General features: G+C 64.3%; 16 protein-coding genes. 11 read left to right on the forward strand and 5 right to left on the reverse strand.

The features are described 5' to 3' along the window. Nucleotides 1-11: 11 nt before the first annotated feature. The 3 genes from APH44_RS11405 to APH44_RS11415 all read right to left on the reverse strand — a co-directional run bounded on the left by APH44_RS11405 (nt 12) and on the right by APH44_RS11415 (nt 2,967). Entirely contained in the window at nt 12-656 is a 645-nt protein-coding gene (locus APH44_RS11405) for an oxidoreductase (protein WP_054892798.1), read from the reverse strand. Between the two features lie 27 nt (nt 657-683). Beyond that, complete coding sequence (locus APH44_RS11410; protein ID WP_054892799.1) at nt 684-2,417, reverse strand: C13 family peptidase; 1,734 nt, start codon at nt 2,415-2,417, stop codon at nt 684-686. Nucleotides 2,418-2,511: 94 nt separating this feature from the next. Next, complete coding sequence (locus APH44_RS11415; RefSeq protein ID WP_054892800.1) at nt 2,512-2,967, reverse strand: MaoC family dehydratase; 456 nt, start codon at nt 2,965-2,967, stop codon at nt 2,512-2,514. A gap of 148 nt (nt 2,968-3,115) precedes the next feature. Here APH44_RS11415 and APH44_RS11420 point away from each other — a divergent pair, with 148 nt between their 5' ends. From APH44_RS11420 to APH44_RS11430, 3 genes are read left to right on the forward strand one after another with little or no spacing between them, the layout of a single operon-like run. Continuing rightward, a complete protein-coding gene (locus APH44_RS11420; protein ID WP_054892801.1) occupies nt 3,116-3,478 on the forward strand; it encodes a CidA/LrgA family protein in 363 nt (120 codons plus the stop codon). Continuing rightward, a complete protein-coding gene (locus APH44_RS11425) occupies nt 3,475-4,191 on the forward strand; it encodes an LrgB family protein (RefSeq protein WP_054892802.1) in 717 nt (238 codons plus the stop codon). The genes APH44_RS11420 and APH44_RS11425 overlap by 4 nt, the downstream gene beginning before the upstream one ends. 9 nt (nt 4,192-4,200) lie before the next feature. Next, nucleotides 4,201-4,791: an LON peptidase substrate-binding domain-containing protein gene (locus APH44_RS11430; protein WP_054892803.1), complete on the forward strand. Its 591-nt coding sequence runs from the start codon at nt 4,201-4,203 to the stop codon at nt 4,789-4,791. Between the two features lie 29 nt (nt 4,792-4,820). Here the strand turns inward: APH44_RS11430 and APH44_RS11435 are convergent, their stop codons facing one another. Together APH44_RS11435 and APH44_RS11440 are read right to left on the reverse strand one after the other, a co-directional pair. After that, complete coding sequence (locus APH44_RS11435) at nt 4,821-6,137, reverse strand: bifunctional DedA family/phosphatase PAP2 family protein (protein WP_054892804.1); 1,317 nt, start codon at nt 6,135-6,137, stop codon at nt 4,821-4,823. A 4-nt stretch (nt 6,138-6,141) separates the two neighbouring features. Beyond that, a complete protein-coding gene (locus APH44_RS11440) occupies nt 6,142-6,828 on the reverse strand; it encodes a DNA-3-methyladenine glycosylase (RefSeq protein WP_054892805.1) in 687 nt (228 codons plus the stop codon). A gap of 308 nt (nt 6,829-7,136) precedes the next feature. Between APH44_RS11440 and APH44_RS11445 the strand changes: the two genes are divergently transcribed. From APH44_RS11445 to APH44_RS11480, 8 genes are read left to right on the forward strand one after another with little or no spacing between them, the layout of a single operon-like run. After that, on the forward strand, nt 7,137-8,402 hold the full coding sequence (locus APH44_RS11445; RefSeq protein WP_054892806.1) for a glutamate-5-semialdehyde dehydrogenase: 1,266 nt from the start codon (nt 7,137-7,139) through the stop codon (nt 8,400-8,402). Nucleotide 8,403: 1 nt separating this feature from the next. Next, nucleotides 8,404-9,063, forward strand: a complete 660-nt coding sequence (gene nadD / locus APH44_RS11450; protein WP_054892807.1) for a nicotinate-nucleotide adenylyltransferase — start codon at nt 8,404-8,406, stop codon at nt 9,061-9,063. Between the two features lie 45 nt (nt 9,064-9,108). Beyond that, nucleotides 9,109-9,531 carry a ribosome silencing factor gene (gene rsfS / locus APH44_RS11455; RefSeq protein WP_054892808.1) on the forward strand — a complete coding sequence of 141 codons (423 nt, stop codon included), beginning with the start codon at nt 9,109-9,111 and terminating at the stop codon, nt 9,529-9,531. Between the two features lie 9 nt (nt 9,532-9,540). Then, complete coding sequence (rlmH, locus tag APH44_RS11460; protein ID WP_054892809.1) at nt 9,541-10,008, forward strand: 23S rRNA (pseudouridine(1915)-N(3))-methyltransferase RlmH; 468 nt, start codon at nt 9,541-9,543, stop codon at nt 10,006-10,008. Between the two features lie 17 nt (nt 10,009-10,025). After that, nucleotides 10,026-11,921 carry a penicillin-binding protein 2 gene (gene mrdA / locus APH44_RS11465; protein ID WP_054892810.1) on the forward strand — a complete coding sequence of 632 codons (1,896 nt, stop codon included), beginning with the start codon at nt 10,026-10,028 and terminating at the stop codon, nt 11,919-11,921. A 38-nt stretch (nt 11,922-11,959) separates the two neighbouring features. Beyond that, nucleotides 11,960-13,063: a rod shape-determining protein RodA gene (gene rodA / locus APH44_RS11470; protein ID WP_054892858.1), complete on the forward strand. Its 1,104-nt coding sequence runs from the start codon at nt 11,960-11,962 to the stop codon at nt 13,061-13,063. Nucleotides 13,064-13,080: 17 nt separating this feature from the next. Beyond that, nucleotides 13,081-14,091 carry a lytic murein transglycosylase B gene (gene mltB, locus APH44_RS11475; protein WP_054892859.1) on the forward strand — a complete coding sequence of 337 codons (1,011 nt, stop codon included), beginning with the start codon at nt 13,081-13,083 and terminating at the stop codon, nt 14,089-14,091. Then, nucleotides 14,091-15,092, forward strand: coding sequence for a septal ring lytic transglycosylase RlpA family protein (locus APH44_RS11480; RefSeq protein ID WP_054892811.1), 1,002 nt, complete (start codon nt 14,091-14,093; stop codon nt 15,090-15,092). Before mltB ends, APH44_RS11480 begins: the two co-directional genes overlap by 1 nt. The last annotated feature ends 68 nt before the right edge of the window (nt 15,093-15,160 follow it).

Consider the following 15,160-nt stretch of genomic DNA (forward strand, 5'->3'; position numbering starts at 1 on the left):
GGAAGGTATTGCTATTTCTTGCCCAGCTTGCGCAACTCGTCAGACTCGACCACGCGGATCCCGTCCTCTTCCTCCAGTGCCAGCCGCCACAGCGCCCGGGCCAGGGTGCAGGCCTCGATACCTTTGTACTTGCCGGGAATCAGCCGGGCGAATGGCCCGGCCAGTCGCTCGGCCAGCCGTGGTTCGAGCCGTTCGCCCAGCAGCAGCGACGGCCGTACGATGGTCAACTGCGGCCAGTCCTGAGCCTTGAGCGCCTCTTCCATCTCGCCCTTGACCCGGTTGTAGAAGATCGATGATTTAGGGTCTGCACCGACCGCACTGATCACCAGCAGATGGCGTGCGCCCAGCTCGCGTGCGCGCTTGCTGAAGGCCACGACCATGTCCAGGTCGACTGCACGGAAGGCGGTTTCGGAGCCGGCCTGCTTGAGTGTGGTGCCCAGGCAGCAGAAGGCGATATCGACGCGCCCGGCCAGTTGCGGGAGAAACACCGCCGGGTCACCCACCGGGTTTTCCAGGTGCGGATGCTCGGCCAGCGGCCTGCGGGTAGGCGCCAGCACACGGCTGATGGTGGGTTCGTTGAGCAGGCGGTCGAGCAGGTGTTCACCTGTAAGACCCGTGGCTCCGGCAAGCAGGACATGCTGAGGCGTCAAGTACATGATGTCTCTCCCTTGTTACAGCTCAGCTTAGCGGGTTCCAGGCTTTTTTGCCTGCTCCGGCGCGGCTGGCTGGGCCTTGTTCTTCAAGGCCTCCTCGGCTTGTTGCCGACGCAGGCGCTGCCAGTGCGCGAGCACCTGTGGCGGTACCCAGATCTGCGGCTCGGAGGCCTCGAAACCTTCCCTTCGTTCCCGTTCGGCAACGCTGTTGCGCGCCAGTTCAAACGCTTGTTTCAGGTCGTCGGTCTGGTTCAGTGCCTGGGCGAACAGGGCATCGCCGAAATAGGTGAAGTCGGCTTCTTCGGAGCAGCCGAACGAGACCCGGTCAGGGCGCGCTGCCGTCATGATCAGCGTGCGTTCATCCTTGAGCGGGGCGATGTAGCCACCTGAATAGCAGGCGGAGATGACAATCACCTTGTCGCGATCTTTCAGGGGGGAGAGGGCGTTGGCCAGTTCGTCGGCTGACAGGTCTGCCAGTTGCAGGCGCGGCTGGTCGAGTACCAGTTGGTGGTCATGGCTGCCGTGGCTGGTCAGGTAGACGAACACGATATCTTCCGGGCCACTGCGTTCGGCCAGTGTACGGGCTGCACGGGTGAGGTTCTCGCGGGTGGCCATCGGGCGGTCGGCCAGGTGGTCGCGGTGATTGACCAGGGTGACCTGACCGCGGGCGCCGAAACGCACCCTGAGCATGTTGCTGACATAGTCGGCTTCGCGCAGGAACACGCTCTGCTGGCCATCGCCGGCCAGGACCAGGCTGTACAGCTGGATGGGTGGGGCCGAGCGCGGTACTTTGGCCAGGGCCTCATCGAGCAGCTTGCCCTGGTTGAGCAGGGCAAGGTCCAGCGGGTCGGGCAGCAGCGTGCCCTTGTCGTCGCGCACGCGCACGCCATTGATCCACTGGCCGGCCTCGACGCGGCCATCGGCTTGGATCAGCCGACCGCTACCCTGGTAGACGTCGTTGGCGAAGCCGCCAATGTACTGGCTGCCGTCGGCCAGGTGCAGATGGCCTTTGCCTGAGAAGCGCCAGTCCTGGAAGCCGCCCTTGTAGCGGCTGCCGTCGCTGCCCAGCAACTCGCCCTGGCCGCTGAGCGCACCATCTTTGAAGTCGCCGATCCACACGTCGCCGTCGGCGTTCTCGTAGCGGCCGCGGCCTTCGAGGCGGTTCTCCTTGAATTCGCCGATGTACTGCTCGCCTTCGACGCTGTCGAAGGTGCCGGCACCTTCGAGTTGACCATTGATGAAGTGGCCGCTGAACTGGTTGCCGCTGGCATCGCTGCGCACTCCGGCGCCATTGGGCTTGCCTTTGGCGAACAGGCCCTGGTAGCGGCTGCCGTCAGCCAGTTCGAGCTGGCCGGCGCCGTCGTACTGGTCATCCTTGAACTGGCCGCGGTAGGTCTGGTCGTGCTGCTTGAGGGTGCCTTCGCCGTCGCGCCGGCCATGCTTGAAGGTGCCGGCATAGTGGCTGCCAGGGGTGGTCAGGTCGCCCAGGCCTTCGAACAGCCCGGCGGCGAATTGGCCGCGATAGACCTCGCCATTGCTGCCGTGCCACTCACCCTGGCCATGCCACTGACCATCCTTGAACGTGCCCGCGTACCAGCTGCCGTTGGGATAGTCGATGCGGCCTTCGCCCTGCAGCAGACCATTGACCACCTCCCCCCGGTAGCGCCCGCCGTCGGGCAGGCGCGCGTCCGGCGGCGACAGCGGTTCGCCTTCGCCGCAGGCAGCGAGCAGCAGGATCAGGGTCAGGGGCAGCAGCGGGCGCATGGCGTAATCCGAGCACAAAGGTGCGCCGAGTATGCCGCAGAATCGGGGCGTGAGACAGCCGTGGCCGGGGCCGGTGAACGGCCCCGGTGCTGCCTCAGACGAAGCAGAGCGACAGTGGCTCGGCGATGTAGGCCGGTTTTTCCTGGCCTTCGATCTCGAGGGTGACGGTGGCCTTGAGCAGCCATTGGCCGGGCTTCTTCTCGGTCGCGTCGGTGAGGTCCACCTTCAGGCGCACGCGGCTGTCGACTTTCACCGGCTGGATGAAGCGCACGCTGTCCAGCCCGTAGTTGACCACCATCTTCAAGCCCTCGGGCAGCACGAGGATGTCTTCCATCAGCTTGGGAATCAGCGACAGGCTGAGGAAGCCGTGGGCGATGGTGGAGCCGAAGGGGGTCTTGGCGGCTTTCTCCGGATCGACATGAATGAACTGGAAATCGCCGGTGGCCTCGGCGAACAGGTTGATGCGCTGCTGATCGATCTTCAGCCATTCGGAACGTCCCAGTTCCTTTCCAACGTACTGCGAAAGCTCTGCAACAGGTACATAGGGCATCGCGACTCTCCAGGTTGTCTTTTGGTACGAAGGTGCAAGATCACCACGGTGCACCGTTGCGGTCAAGTTCTTCCCTTTTCGGCGAATATCGCCTTATACAGGCAGGACGCGTGCTTATAATGGCGCCCGATGCCCCAAGGAGATGCTTATGCTGTTGCGTGGATTGACCTGGCTGGTGGTGTTCCAGTTGCTGGGCACGGCGATCAACCACCTGGTACTGCCCATGTTGCCGGGCCCGATCATCGGCCTGCTGTTGCTGCTGGCCTGCCTGATGATCCGCGGCGAAGTTGGCAAACCGCTCAACGAGGCCGCCAGCAGCCTGCTGCGTTACCTGCCGTTGCTACTGGTGCCGCCAGCCGTCGGCGTGATGGTCTATGCCCGCGACATCGCCGCCGACTTCTGGGCCATTGCCGGTGCGCTGGTGATCTCCTGCCTGGTCACCCTGGTGTTCGTCGGCGTACTGATGCAGAAGCTGATCCATCGCCACGGCAAGCACGAGGAACAGCCATGAGCCTCGACTGGCAGGGTGCATTGCAAGCCGTCATTCACCACCCATTGTTCGGGATTAGTATCACGCTTGGGGTGTACCAACTGGTGCTCGCCGGCTACGAGCGCACCCGTTGGATCTTCCTGCAACCGGTGTTGGTGTCGATGCTGGTCCTGATCGGTGTGCTGCTGGCGTGTGGCATCGACTACAGCGAATACAAGCGCAGCACCGAAATCCTCAATATTCTCCTCGGACCGGCCACCGTGGCCCTGGCGGTCCCGCTCTATCTCAACCTGCGGCGTATCCGCCAACTGTTCTGGCCGATCTTTACTACGCTGGTAATCGGGGGAGTGTTCGCCACCCTGGTCTGCGTGACGCTGGGCTGGTGGTTCGGCGCCGAACACATGATCCTGATGACCATGGCGCCCAAGTCGGTGACCTCGCCCATCGCCATGCTGGTGGCCGAGCAGATCGGTGGCGTAGCGGCACTGGCGGCGGTATTCGTGCTGATCACCGGGGTGATCGGCGCCATCTTCGGCCCGGCCCTGCTGACGCGCTGTGGTGTGCTCAGCCCCGAGGCGCGGGGTATGGCCCTGGGCGTCACCGCACACGCGGTGGGCACCTCGGCGGCCTTGCAGGAAAGTGATGAATGCGGCGCTTTCGCCGCGCTGGCGATGAGCCTGATGGGCGTGGCCACGGCGGTGTTCCTGCCGCTGGCAGTCAGTCTGGTGGCTTGAGGAGTCGAGATGACGTTACCGCTGTTCCCCCTCAATACCGTGCTGTTTCCCGGCTGCTTGCTCGACTTGCAGATCTTCGAGGCGCGCTACCTGGACATGATCGGCCGCTGCATGAAGCAGGGCGAAGGTTTCGGGGTGGTGTGCATTCTTGAGGGCGATCAAGTGGGGAAGGCTCCGGCAGGCATCGCTGAGTTCGGCTGCGAGGCGCTGATACGCGACTTCGTGCAGCAGGACAACGGCCTGCTGGGCATCCGTGTCGAAGGTGTGCGGCGCTTCAGGGTGGAGCAGACCGATGTGCTCAAGGACCAGTTGATGGTCGGCGAGGTGCAGTGGCTGGTCGATCAGGCGGACAGCCCGCTGGGCGAGCAGGACGATGACCTGCTGGCGCTGCTGGTGGCCCTGGGCGAGCACCCGATGGTCGAGGCGCTGGACATGCCGCGCGAAGTTGACGGGCGCCAGTCGCTGGCCAACCAGCTGGCGTACCTGCTGCCGTTCATGGAAGAGGACAAGATCGACCTGCTGGCGATCGACTCGCCAGTGCAGCGGCTGGAGGCGATCCAGACGCTGCTGGAGCGTATCCAGGGCGAGTTGTTTGCCTGAGGTCGCGGGCGTAACTCCCGCGCATCGCTTCAATACTGATAACGCAGCAACGCCTTGGGCAGCGAATGCATGGCGAAGAACGCCAGCAGCGCGATACACGCCGGCAAGATCAGCCACCACACCTTTTGCGGCAGTGCTCTCAATGGCTCGCGATACTGCACCAGCGTCAGGCTGGCCGCACACACGCAGCATGCCAGCAGGGCGCCGGCCAGGATGTCGGTCGGCCAGTGTGCGCCCAGGTACACCCGTGACAGGGCGATCGACAGCGCTGGCAGCACTCCTAATAGCACCCAGGTCAGGCGCATGCGCGGCGGCTGGCCGCGACCGGCCAACACCGCCAGCACCAGGAAGAACGCAAAGGATGCCGAGCTGTGCCCGCTGGGCATGCTGTAGCTGGTCAGCGGATCGACCAGCACTTCGGGGCGTGCCCGGGCGAACAGCCATTTCAGCGAGCCGTTGCACAGCGCGGTACCGATCAGTGCGCCGCCGGCGAACAGTGCATGGCGCCATTGCCGTGCCAGTAGCAGGAGGCCGGTCAGCAGGCCACCGAGGAAGAACTGGGTCTTGAAGTCGCCCAGGCGGGTGACGATGACCACGGCACCGTCGATGGCCTTGCTGCGATGCTCCTGCACCAGGGTCATCACGCCCTGGTCGAATTCGTGCAGGTAGGGCCAGCCGAGGAATACGCCCGCCAGGGCCACCAGGCTCAGGCCTGCGATCAGGCGGGTGCCGTGGCGCTGGTCGCGAATGCTTGCGTTGAAACTCAGGCCCACCAGCACGGCCAGACCACCGGCGATGATCCCCGCGTCCAGCCAGAACCCTTCAGGCAGGGGCAGACGCATCGCTGCGCCCGTGGCCCAGCCGGGCAGCAGGTAGGCCACCGACCAGCCGGCACCCGCCACCAGGCTCACGGCGATGAAGCGCGGCAATGGCATGTCGAACATGCCGGCGACCATCGGCAGCATCGGCCGCAGCGGGCCGATGAAGCGGCCTACCAGCAGGCTGGCGATACCGTAGCGCTGGAAGTAGGTTTCGGCGCTGCCGATCCACTCAGGGTGGTGGCGCAGCAGCGGCAGGCGCCGGATATTCTGGTGGAAGTACTTGCCGATGGCGTACGACATGGCGTCACCGAGCATGCCGCCGAGAAAACCCAGCAGCAGCGTTTCGCCCAGGCTGAACGTGCCGCTGCCGGCCAGCACCGCCACAGCGAACAGCAGCACCGTACCGGGCACGATGATGCCGGCAATGGCCAGGCACTCGATGCAGGCGATCAGGAAAATGGCCAGGCCAAGCCACTGCGGGTTGGCGCTGAGCCAGCTGGTCAGGCTGTCGAGCCATTGGCTCATGGTGTCAGTTTCCTTGTTCCAGAATGAAGAAATCCCGTCCTTCGACCTGGCCCCGACGCAGCGGGTTCCGGGTGCAGAAACGGGCGAATTCGGCGTCCACGAAGCGGTACGGCAGGTGCTCGTCGCGGCCGTGGGGGATGCCCAGGCGAGTGGTCTGGATCACGCGCGGCACGCTGACGGCGCAATCTTCGACGTAGAGCCGCTGCGGGTCGAAACGGCGGGCGTCCCAGTCCGGCACCTTCAGGCCCAGAGCGCGGCACAGCAGGGTCTGACCGGCGCACAGGCGCTCTGCCGGGCGCAGGTTGCCGCTGGCATCCGGGTTGTTCAACTGCATCTGCGCCAGGCTGTTGTCATCGGAGAGTGCGTCGACCCAGGGATAGGCCGACTTGATCAGCACGGCGTTGCCCGGCCCGTGGGCGCTGAAGTTCAACGAGTCGCCGCCGCGGGCGTAATACATGTAGATGTGTCCGCCGTCGAGGAACAGCGCCTTGCGCTTATCCGTATAGCCGAGCGAGGCGTGGCTGCCTTTGTCGGTAAGGTAGTAGGCCTCGGTCTCGATGATGCGGGCGGCCAGCCACAGGTCGCCGTGGCGGTGGCGGATGACCTTGCCCAGCAGCGCGCGGGCGAGGGTCTGGGCGTCGCGGTCGAAGAAGCTGTCGGGCAGGGCAAGGGCCGGGCAGGGGACGGGCATATTGGCGGTTCGTGGTGGTGAGGGCGGGGATGATAGCAATGAACGGCTTAATCGAGGCTGAACCATGTTGTAACCGGGTGGATCTTCCCGGGGTGTCGCCCGCTTCTGTCCAGGCCACGCCACTCCTGGTAGAAGCGGGCTTGCCCGCGAAAGAGTCGACGCCATAAACGGTCAGTTCCGATACTGGTAGTTACATCTTTCCTACATATTTCCGCTGCCATCTTCTACCATCCGCCACCCGCCGCTGGGCGTACCCGAGCGCGGCAGTTATAATCAGCCGATTTCCCCTTCGCCAAGACACCGAACCCATGACCGAGTCCGTTCTTGACTACATGACCCGCCTGGGTCGCGCCGCTCGTGAGGCCTCGCGGGTGATCGGCCGCGCCAGCACTGCGCAGAAGAATCGCGCCCTGCAGGCCGCCGCCGACGCGCTCGACGCAGGCCGCGCCGAGCTGACCGCAGCCAACGAACAGGACCTCGCCGCAGGCCGTGCCAATGGCCTTGAGCCAGCGCTGCTGGACCGTCTGGCGCTCACCCCGGCGCGTATCGACGGCATGATCACCGGCCTGCGCCAGGTGGCTGCGCTGCCGGATCCGGTCGGTGCGATCCGCGACATGAGCTACCGTCCGTCGGGCATTCAGGTCGGCAAGATGCGCGTCCCCCTCGGTGTGATCGGCATCATCTACGAGTCGCGTCCGAACGTCACCATCGACGCCGCCAGCCTGTGCCTGAAGTCCGGCAACGCCACCATCCTGCGTGGCGGCTCGGAGGCCATCCACTCCAATCGCGCCATCGCTGCCTGCATCCAGCGCGGCCTGGCCGAGGCCGACCTGCCGCCAGCCGTGGTGCAGGTGGTCGAAACCACCGACCGCGAAGCCGTCGGTGCGCTGATCAGCATGCCCGAGTTCGTCGATGTCATCGTTCCGCGTGGTGGCCGTGGCCTGATCGAACGCATCAGCCGCGATGCTCGCGTGCCGGTGATCAAGCACCTGGACGGCATCTGTCACATTTATGTCGATGCGCACGCCGACCTGGAGAAGGCCGCGCGCATAGCCTTCAACGCCAAGACCTACCGCTACGGCATCTGTGGCGCCATGGAGACGCTGCTGGTCGATGCCAGCGTGGCCCAGGCGTTCTTGCCAGACATGGCCCGCCGCTTCGAAGAGAAGGGCGTCGAGCTGCGTGGCTGCGAGCGTACCCAGGCGATCATCGCCGCCAAGCCGGCCACCGAGGACGACTGGCACACCGAGTACCTGGATGCGATCCTGTCGATCCGCATCGTCGATGGCCTGGATCCGGCCATCGAGCACATCAATCACTATGGCTCGCACCACACCGACTCGATCGCCACCGAGCACCAGGGTAATGCCCGGCGCTTCATGGCCGAGGTCGATTCGGCGTCGGTCATGCTCAACACCCCGACCTGCTTTGCCGATGGCTTCGAGTATGGCCTGGGCGCGGAGATCGGCATTTCCACCGACAAGCTGCACGCCCGCGGTCCGGTCGGCCTGGAAGGGCTGACCTGCGAAAAATACGTGGTGATCGGCGACGGTCAGTTGCGCGGGTCCTGCTGAGTTGAGCAAGACCCCGGCAGTCCGGCGTATCGGCATTCTCGGCGGCACCTTCGACCCGGTGCACATCGGCCACCTGCGCAGCGCGCTGGAAGTGGCCGAGTTCATGGGGCTGGACGAGTTGCGCCTGCTGCCCAACGCCCGGCCGCCGCACCGCGACACTCCGCAGGTGGCCGCCACCGACCGGCTGGCCATGGTGCGCAGTGCGGTACAAGGGGTCGAGGGCTTGAGCGTGGATGCCCGGGAGCTGGCGCGCGACAAGCCGTCGTACACCATCGACACCCTGGAGTCGATCCGCAGCGAACTGAACGCGCACGACCAGCTCTACCTGGTGCTGGGCTGGGATGCCTTCTGTGGTCTGCCAGGCTGGCACCGCTGGGAAGAGCTGCTGCAACACTGTCACATCCTGGTGCTGCAACGCCCGGATGCCGATGTCGAACCCCCCGACGAGCTGCGCAACCTTCTGGCTGCGCGCTCGCAGAGCGATCCCACCGCCATGTCCGGCCCGGCGGGGAACATTTCGTTCGTCTGGCAGACGCCGCTTGCGGTGTCCGCCACACAGATCCGGCAGCTGCTGGCCAGCGGCAAGTCGGTTCGGTTCCTGGTGCCGGACGCAGTACTGGCCTACATCGAGGCGCACGGTCTGTACCGTGTGTCCAACTGAGGGCGCTGCAGGGCGCCTCATTACAACGAGTTGAACGAGTTTTATATGACCAAGCAGAAAATCAATGGCGAAGAACTGGTCGAACTGACCAAGGCCGCGCTGGAAGACGTCAAGGCCCAGGATATCCAGGTCATCGACGTGCGCGACAAGCACAGCCTCACCGACTACATGATCATTGCCACCGGTACCTCCAACCGCCAGATCAACGCGATGCTGGAAAAGGTCCGGGAGGCCGTCAAGGCCAAGGGCGCGCAGCCGCTGGGCGAAGAAGGCAAGGGCGACAGCGACTGGGTGCTGCTGGACCTGAACGACGTCATCGTGCACATGATGACCGCCGCTGCCCGTCAGTTCTACGACCTGGAGCGTCTGTGGCTGGGCGCCGAGCAGAGCCGTGCTGCTGATGCCAAGCACCACAGCCCGGAAAACGCCAGCGACTACTTCACCGACAAACTCAAGGATCGGGAATAAGGAAGCGTCGTGCGTCTGCGTCTGATCGCGGTCGGCTCGCGCATGCCGAAGTGGGTCGAGGAAGGCTGGCACGAATACGCCAAGCGCCTCCCCGCCGAGCTGTCGTTGGAGCTGGTTGAAATTCCGCTGAACACCCGTGGCAAGAACGCCGACGTTGCCCGCCTGATCCGTCAGGAGGGCGAGGCGATGCTGGCCAAGGTCCAGCCCGGTGAACGGATCGTCACGCTCGAAGTCCATGGCAAGCCGTGGAGCACCGAGCAGCTGGCGACCGAGCTGGATCGCTGGCGCCTGGATGCGCGTACGGTCAACCTGATGGTGGGCGGCCCGGAAGGGCTGGCGCCGGAAGTCTGCGCCCGCGCCGAGCAGCGCTGGTCGCTGTCGCCGCTGACCCTGCCGCACCCGTTGGTGCGGATACTCATCGGTGAACAGATCTATCGCGCCTGGACCGTGTTGTCCGGGCACCCTTACCACAAATGACTTCGTAAGCCTGTCCGATGCCGCAGCAGATCCGCCTCAAGGACCACGAGAAAGACGCACGCCTGGTGCGCAACCGCGTCGTGGTCGGCGCGGTGGCGATCATGCTGCTCGTGTCCGTGCTGATCGCGCGCCTGTATTACCTGCAGATCATCCAGTACGACTACCACTCGACGCTGTCGGAGAACAACCGGGTGCATGTGCAGCCGATTCCGCCGACCCGTGGGCTGATCTTCGACCGCAACGGGGTGATCGTTGCCGATAACCGGCCAAGCTTCAGCCTGACCATGACCCGCGAACGGGCAGGCAAGTGGCAGGAGGTGCTGGATACCATCATCGAGGTGCTCGAACTTAGCGAAGATGATCGTGCCCTGTTCGAGCGCCGCATGAAGCAGGGTCGTCGGCCGTTCGAGCCGGTGCCGATCCTGTTCGAACTGAGCGAGGAGCAGATCGCCCGCGTCGCGGTGAACCAGTTCCGCCTTCCTGGCGTTGAGGTGGCGGCGCAACTGGTGCGGCATTACCCACAAGGGGCGCATTTCGCCCATTCGGTGGGCTATGTCGGGCGGATCAACGAGAAGGAGCTCAAGTCCCTCGATCCGGTGAACTACAGCGGCACCCATCATATCGGCAAGACCGGTATCGAGCGCTTCTACGAGGACGACCTGCACGGCCAGGTTGGCTACGAGGAAGTCGAGACCAACGCTCGCGGCCGTGTATTGCGGGTGCTCAAGCGCACCGACCCGATTCCTGGCAAGGATATTGTCCTGAGCCTGGACATCAAGCTGCAGGAGGCCGCCGAAGAGGCGCTGGCCGGGCGCCGTGGTGCGATCGTCGCCCTCGATCCGCGCACCGGCGAGGTCTTGGCGATGGTCAGCCAGCCGAGCTTCGACCCCAACCTGTTCGTCACCGGCATCAGCTTCAAGGCCTATGCCGAGCTGCGCGATTCGATCGACCGCCCGCTATTCAACCGCGTGCTGCGCGGCCTGTACCCGCCGGGCTCGACCATCAAGCCGGCAGTGGCCATCGCCGGCCTGGACAGCGGCGTGGTCAATGCCAGCAGCCGGGTATTCGATCCGGGCTATTACCAACTGCCCAACTATGACCACAAGTACCGTAACTGGAACCGTACCGGCGATGGCTGGGTGGATCTGGATGTGGCGATCATGCGCTCGAACGACACCTACTTCTACGATCTTGCACACAAGATGGGGATTGATCGGTTGTCGGCCTACATGAACAAGTTCGGTATCGGCCAGAAAGTCTCGCTGGACATGTTCGAGGAGTCGCCCGGGTTGATGCCATCACGTGAGTGGAAGCGCGCCACCCGCCGCCAGGCCTGGTTCCCCGGCGAAACGCTGATCCTGGGCATTGGCCAGGGCTACATGCAGGCAACGCCCCTGCAACTGGCCCAGGCCACCGCGCTGATCGCCAACAAGGGCAAGTGGAACCGTCCGCACCTGGCCAAGACCATCGAGGGCAAGCAGCCGGTGGATGAGAATCCGATGGAAGACATCGTGCTGCGCGACAAGAACGACTGGGCCCGGGTCACCCATGGCATGGAGCAGGTGATGCACGGCGCGCGCGGTACAGCGCGCAAGGCCGCGCTCGGGTCGCAATACCGCATCGCCGGCAAGAGCGGTACCGCGCAGGTGGTGGCGATCAAGCAGGGCGAGAAGTACGACCGCAACAAACTCCAGGAGCGTCACCGCGACCACGCGCTGTTCGTCGCCTTCGCACCCGCCGAAGATCCGAAGATCGTGGTCTCGGTAATGGTCGAGAACGGCGAGTCCGGCTCCGGCGTCGCCGCCCCCGTGGTGCGCCAGGTCATGGACGCCTGGTTGCTCGACGAAAACGGCCGGCTCAAGCCCGAATTTGGCCCTGCCACTGCCACTGTCGCCCAGGAAACGGCCCCGTGAAGAACAATTTCGATCGCATGCTTTCCAGCGAGGACGTGATGCGCAGGCGCGCCAGCTTCCTGCAGCGCATCCATGTCGACGGTCCACTGCTGCTCATTCTGCTGACGCTCGCCGCCGGCAGCCTGTTCGTCCTCTATTCGGCCAGCGGCAAGAACTGGGACCTGCTGATGAAGCAGGCCAGTTCCTTCGGCATCGGCCTGGTTTCCATGTTCATCATCGCCCAGCTCGAGCCGCGCTTCATGGCGCGCTGGGTGCCGTTGGCCTACGTGGCGGGGGTGCTGTTGCTGGTGGTGGTGGACGTGATGGGCCACAACGCCATGGGCGCCACGCGCTGGATCAACATTCCCGGGGTGATTCGCTTCCAGCCCTCGGAGTTCATGAAGATCATCATGCCGGCGACCATCGCCTGGTACCTGTCCAAGCGCACCCTGCCGCCCCATCTGAAACACGTGGCAATCAGCCTGGTGTTGATCGGTGTGCCGTTCATCCTTATCGTCCGACAACCTGACCTTGGCACGGCTTTGCTGATCCTTGCCTCCGGCGCGTTCGTGCTGTTCATGGGCGGCTTGCGCTGGCGCTGGATCATCAGCGTGGTGACGGCGGCCGTACCGGTGGCTGTGGCGATGTGGTTCTTCGTGATGCATGACTATCAGAAGCAACGGGTCCTGACCTTCCTCGACCCCGAGAGCGATCCGCTGGGCACTGGCTGGAACATCATCCAGTCCAAGGCCGCGATCGGTTCGGGCGGCGTGTTCGGCAAGGGCTGGCTGCTGGGCACCCAGTCGCACCTGGACTTTCTGCCCGAAAGCCACACCGACTTCATCATTGCCGTACTGGGTGAGGAATTCGGCCTGGTGGGCATCTGTCTGCTGCTGATCATCTACCTGTTGCTGATCGGTCGTGGCCTGGTCATCACCGCGCAGGCTCAGACCCTGTTCGGCAAGTTGCTGGCCGGCAGCCTGACGATGACCTTCTTTGTTTATGTATTCGTCAACATCGGTATGGTGAGTGGCCTGCTGCCCGTGGTGGGTGTGCCGTTGCCCTTTATCAGCTATGGCGGAACTTCGTTGGTGACGCTGCTGTCAGCGTTTGGCGTTTTGATGTCGATCCACACGCACCGCAAATGGATCGCACAGGTTTGAAAAAGGTGAAGAATTTCATGCAAGCAGTGCGTGGCTGGGCTGCCCGTTGTATGCCGTGGATCGGCGTGATGGGGCTGCTCGGCGCTGTCCAGCAGGCCAATGCCGGCGACTATGACGGCTCGCCCAAGGTGGCCGAATTCGTTGGCGAAATGACCCGCGACTACGGCTTTGCCGGCGAGCAACTGATGGGTGTATTCCGCGAGGTGCAGCGCAAGCAGGCGATCCTCGACGCGATCTCGCGTCCGGCCGAGCGGGTCAAGCCGTGGAAGGAATACCGCCCGATGTTCATCACCGATGCGCGCATCGCCCGCGGTGTCGACTTCTGGCGCCAGCACGAAGCCGTGCTGGCCCGCGCCGAGCAGGAATACGGCGTCCCTGCCCAGTACATCGTCGCGATCATTGGCGTGGAAACCTTCTTTGGCCGCAATACCGGCAACTACCGGGTCATTGATGCCTTGTCGACGCTGGGCTTCGACTACCCGCCGCGCGCCGAATTCTTCCGCAAGGAGCTGCGAGAGTTCCTCCTGCTGGCGCGCGAGGAGCAACTCGACCCACTCACGCTCAAGGGGTCCTATGCTGGCGCTATGGGCCTGCCGCAGTTCATGCCGAGCAGTTTTCGCAATTACGCCGTGGATTTCGACGGCGACGGCCACATCAATATCTGGAACAACCCGGATGATGCCATCGGCAGTGTGGCCAGCTATTTCAAGCGCCACGGCTGGGTCGCCGGGCAGCCCGTGGTCAGCCGGGCCCAGGTCAGCGGTGCGCGTGTCGACGAGGGCCTGACCACCGGCATCGAGCCTGTGAAGACGGTCGGGGAGTTGCGAGCGCTGGGCTGGTCGAGTCATGATGCGCTGCGCGATGATCTGCCGGTCACGGCGTTCCGGCTCGAAGGCGACAACGGCCCCGAATACTGGATGGGCCTGAAGAACTTCTACGCGATCACGCGTTACAACCGCAGCGTGATGTATGCCATGGCGGTGCATCAGCTCTCGCAACAGCTGGTCCAGGCACGGGGCGTCAAGTAATGCGCGAATTGTTCAAAGCCAATACCTTCAAGTTGCTGACTTGCGCCGCCATCGGCGTATTGCTGGTCAGCTGTTCTTCCAGCCGTCCGACCTCGCAGGGGGGCGGCAACACCGTTCGCTCGCAGCCGGGCCTGGACATCAACCGTGCCCACAAGGACGGTGCACCCTGGTGGGACGTGGACGTCAACAAGATTCCCGACGCTACCCCGACCGTGCACACCGGCAACTACAAGGCCAACCCGTACACCGTGCTGGGCAAAACCTATTACCCGATGCAGGACTCGCGCAACTACCGCGCCGAGGGCACGGCGTCGTGGTACGGCACCAAGTTCCACGGGCAGAACACCGCCAACGGTGAGCTTTACGACCTCTACGGCATGAGCGCGGCGCACAAGACCCTGCCGCTGCCGGCCTATGTGCGGGTGACTAACCTGGCCAACGGCCGCAGTGTGATCCTGCGCGTCAACGACCGCGGGCCATTCTATTCGGACCGCATCATCGACTTGTCGTACGCCGCGGCGAAGAAGCTCGGTTACGCCGAAATCGGCACCGCCCATGTGCGCGTCGAAGGCATCGACCCGCAGCAGTGGTGGGCGCAGAAGGGCCAGCAGCCGCCATTGATGCTCAAGGAGCCGCAGGTCGCCCAGGCGCAGCCGATCCCCGCCAGCACCGGGCGTGTCGAACAATGGACCCCGCCGCCGCAGCAGCACGCCGCTCCCGTGGTGCCGGTGCAGGTTGCCGGCAACAACGTACCGGGCAACGGCGGCGGCAGCTTCCTTCAGGTCGGCGCCTTCGCCAACCCGGACGCCGCCGAGCTGTTGCGTTCGAAGTTGAGCACCATGGTCAGTGCGCCGGTGTTCATCAGTTCCATCGTGCGCAACCAGCAAACGCTGCACCGGGTACGTTTGGGGCCGATCAGCAGCCAGGGTGAAATCCAGCAAGCGCAGGACAGCATTCGCCTGGCGAACCTGGGGCAGGCCAAGCTGGTCACAGCAGACTGACGACGCAGTACCTTCCGGCGCGGGTTTGCCCGTGAGGAAGACGATGCCGACCTGTCGGTTTGTTCATG

The organism is Pseudomonas sp. NBRC 111143, from assembly GCF_001320965.1.
Lineage (GTDB): Bacteria > Pseudomonadota > Gammaproteobacteria > Pseudomonadales > Pseudomonadaceae > Aquipseudomonas > Aquipseudomonas machongensis.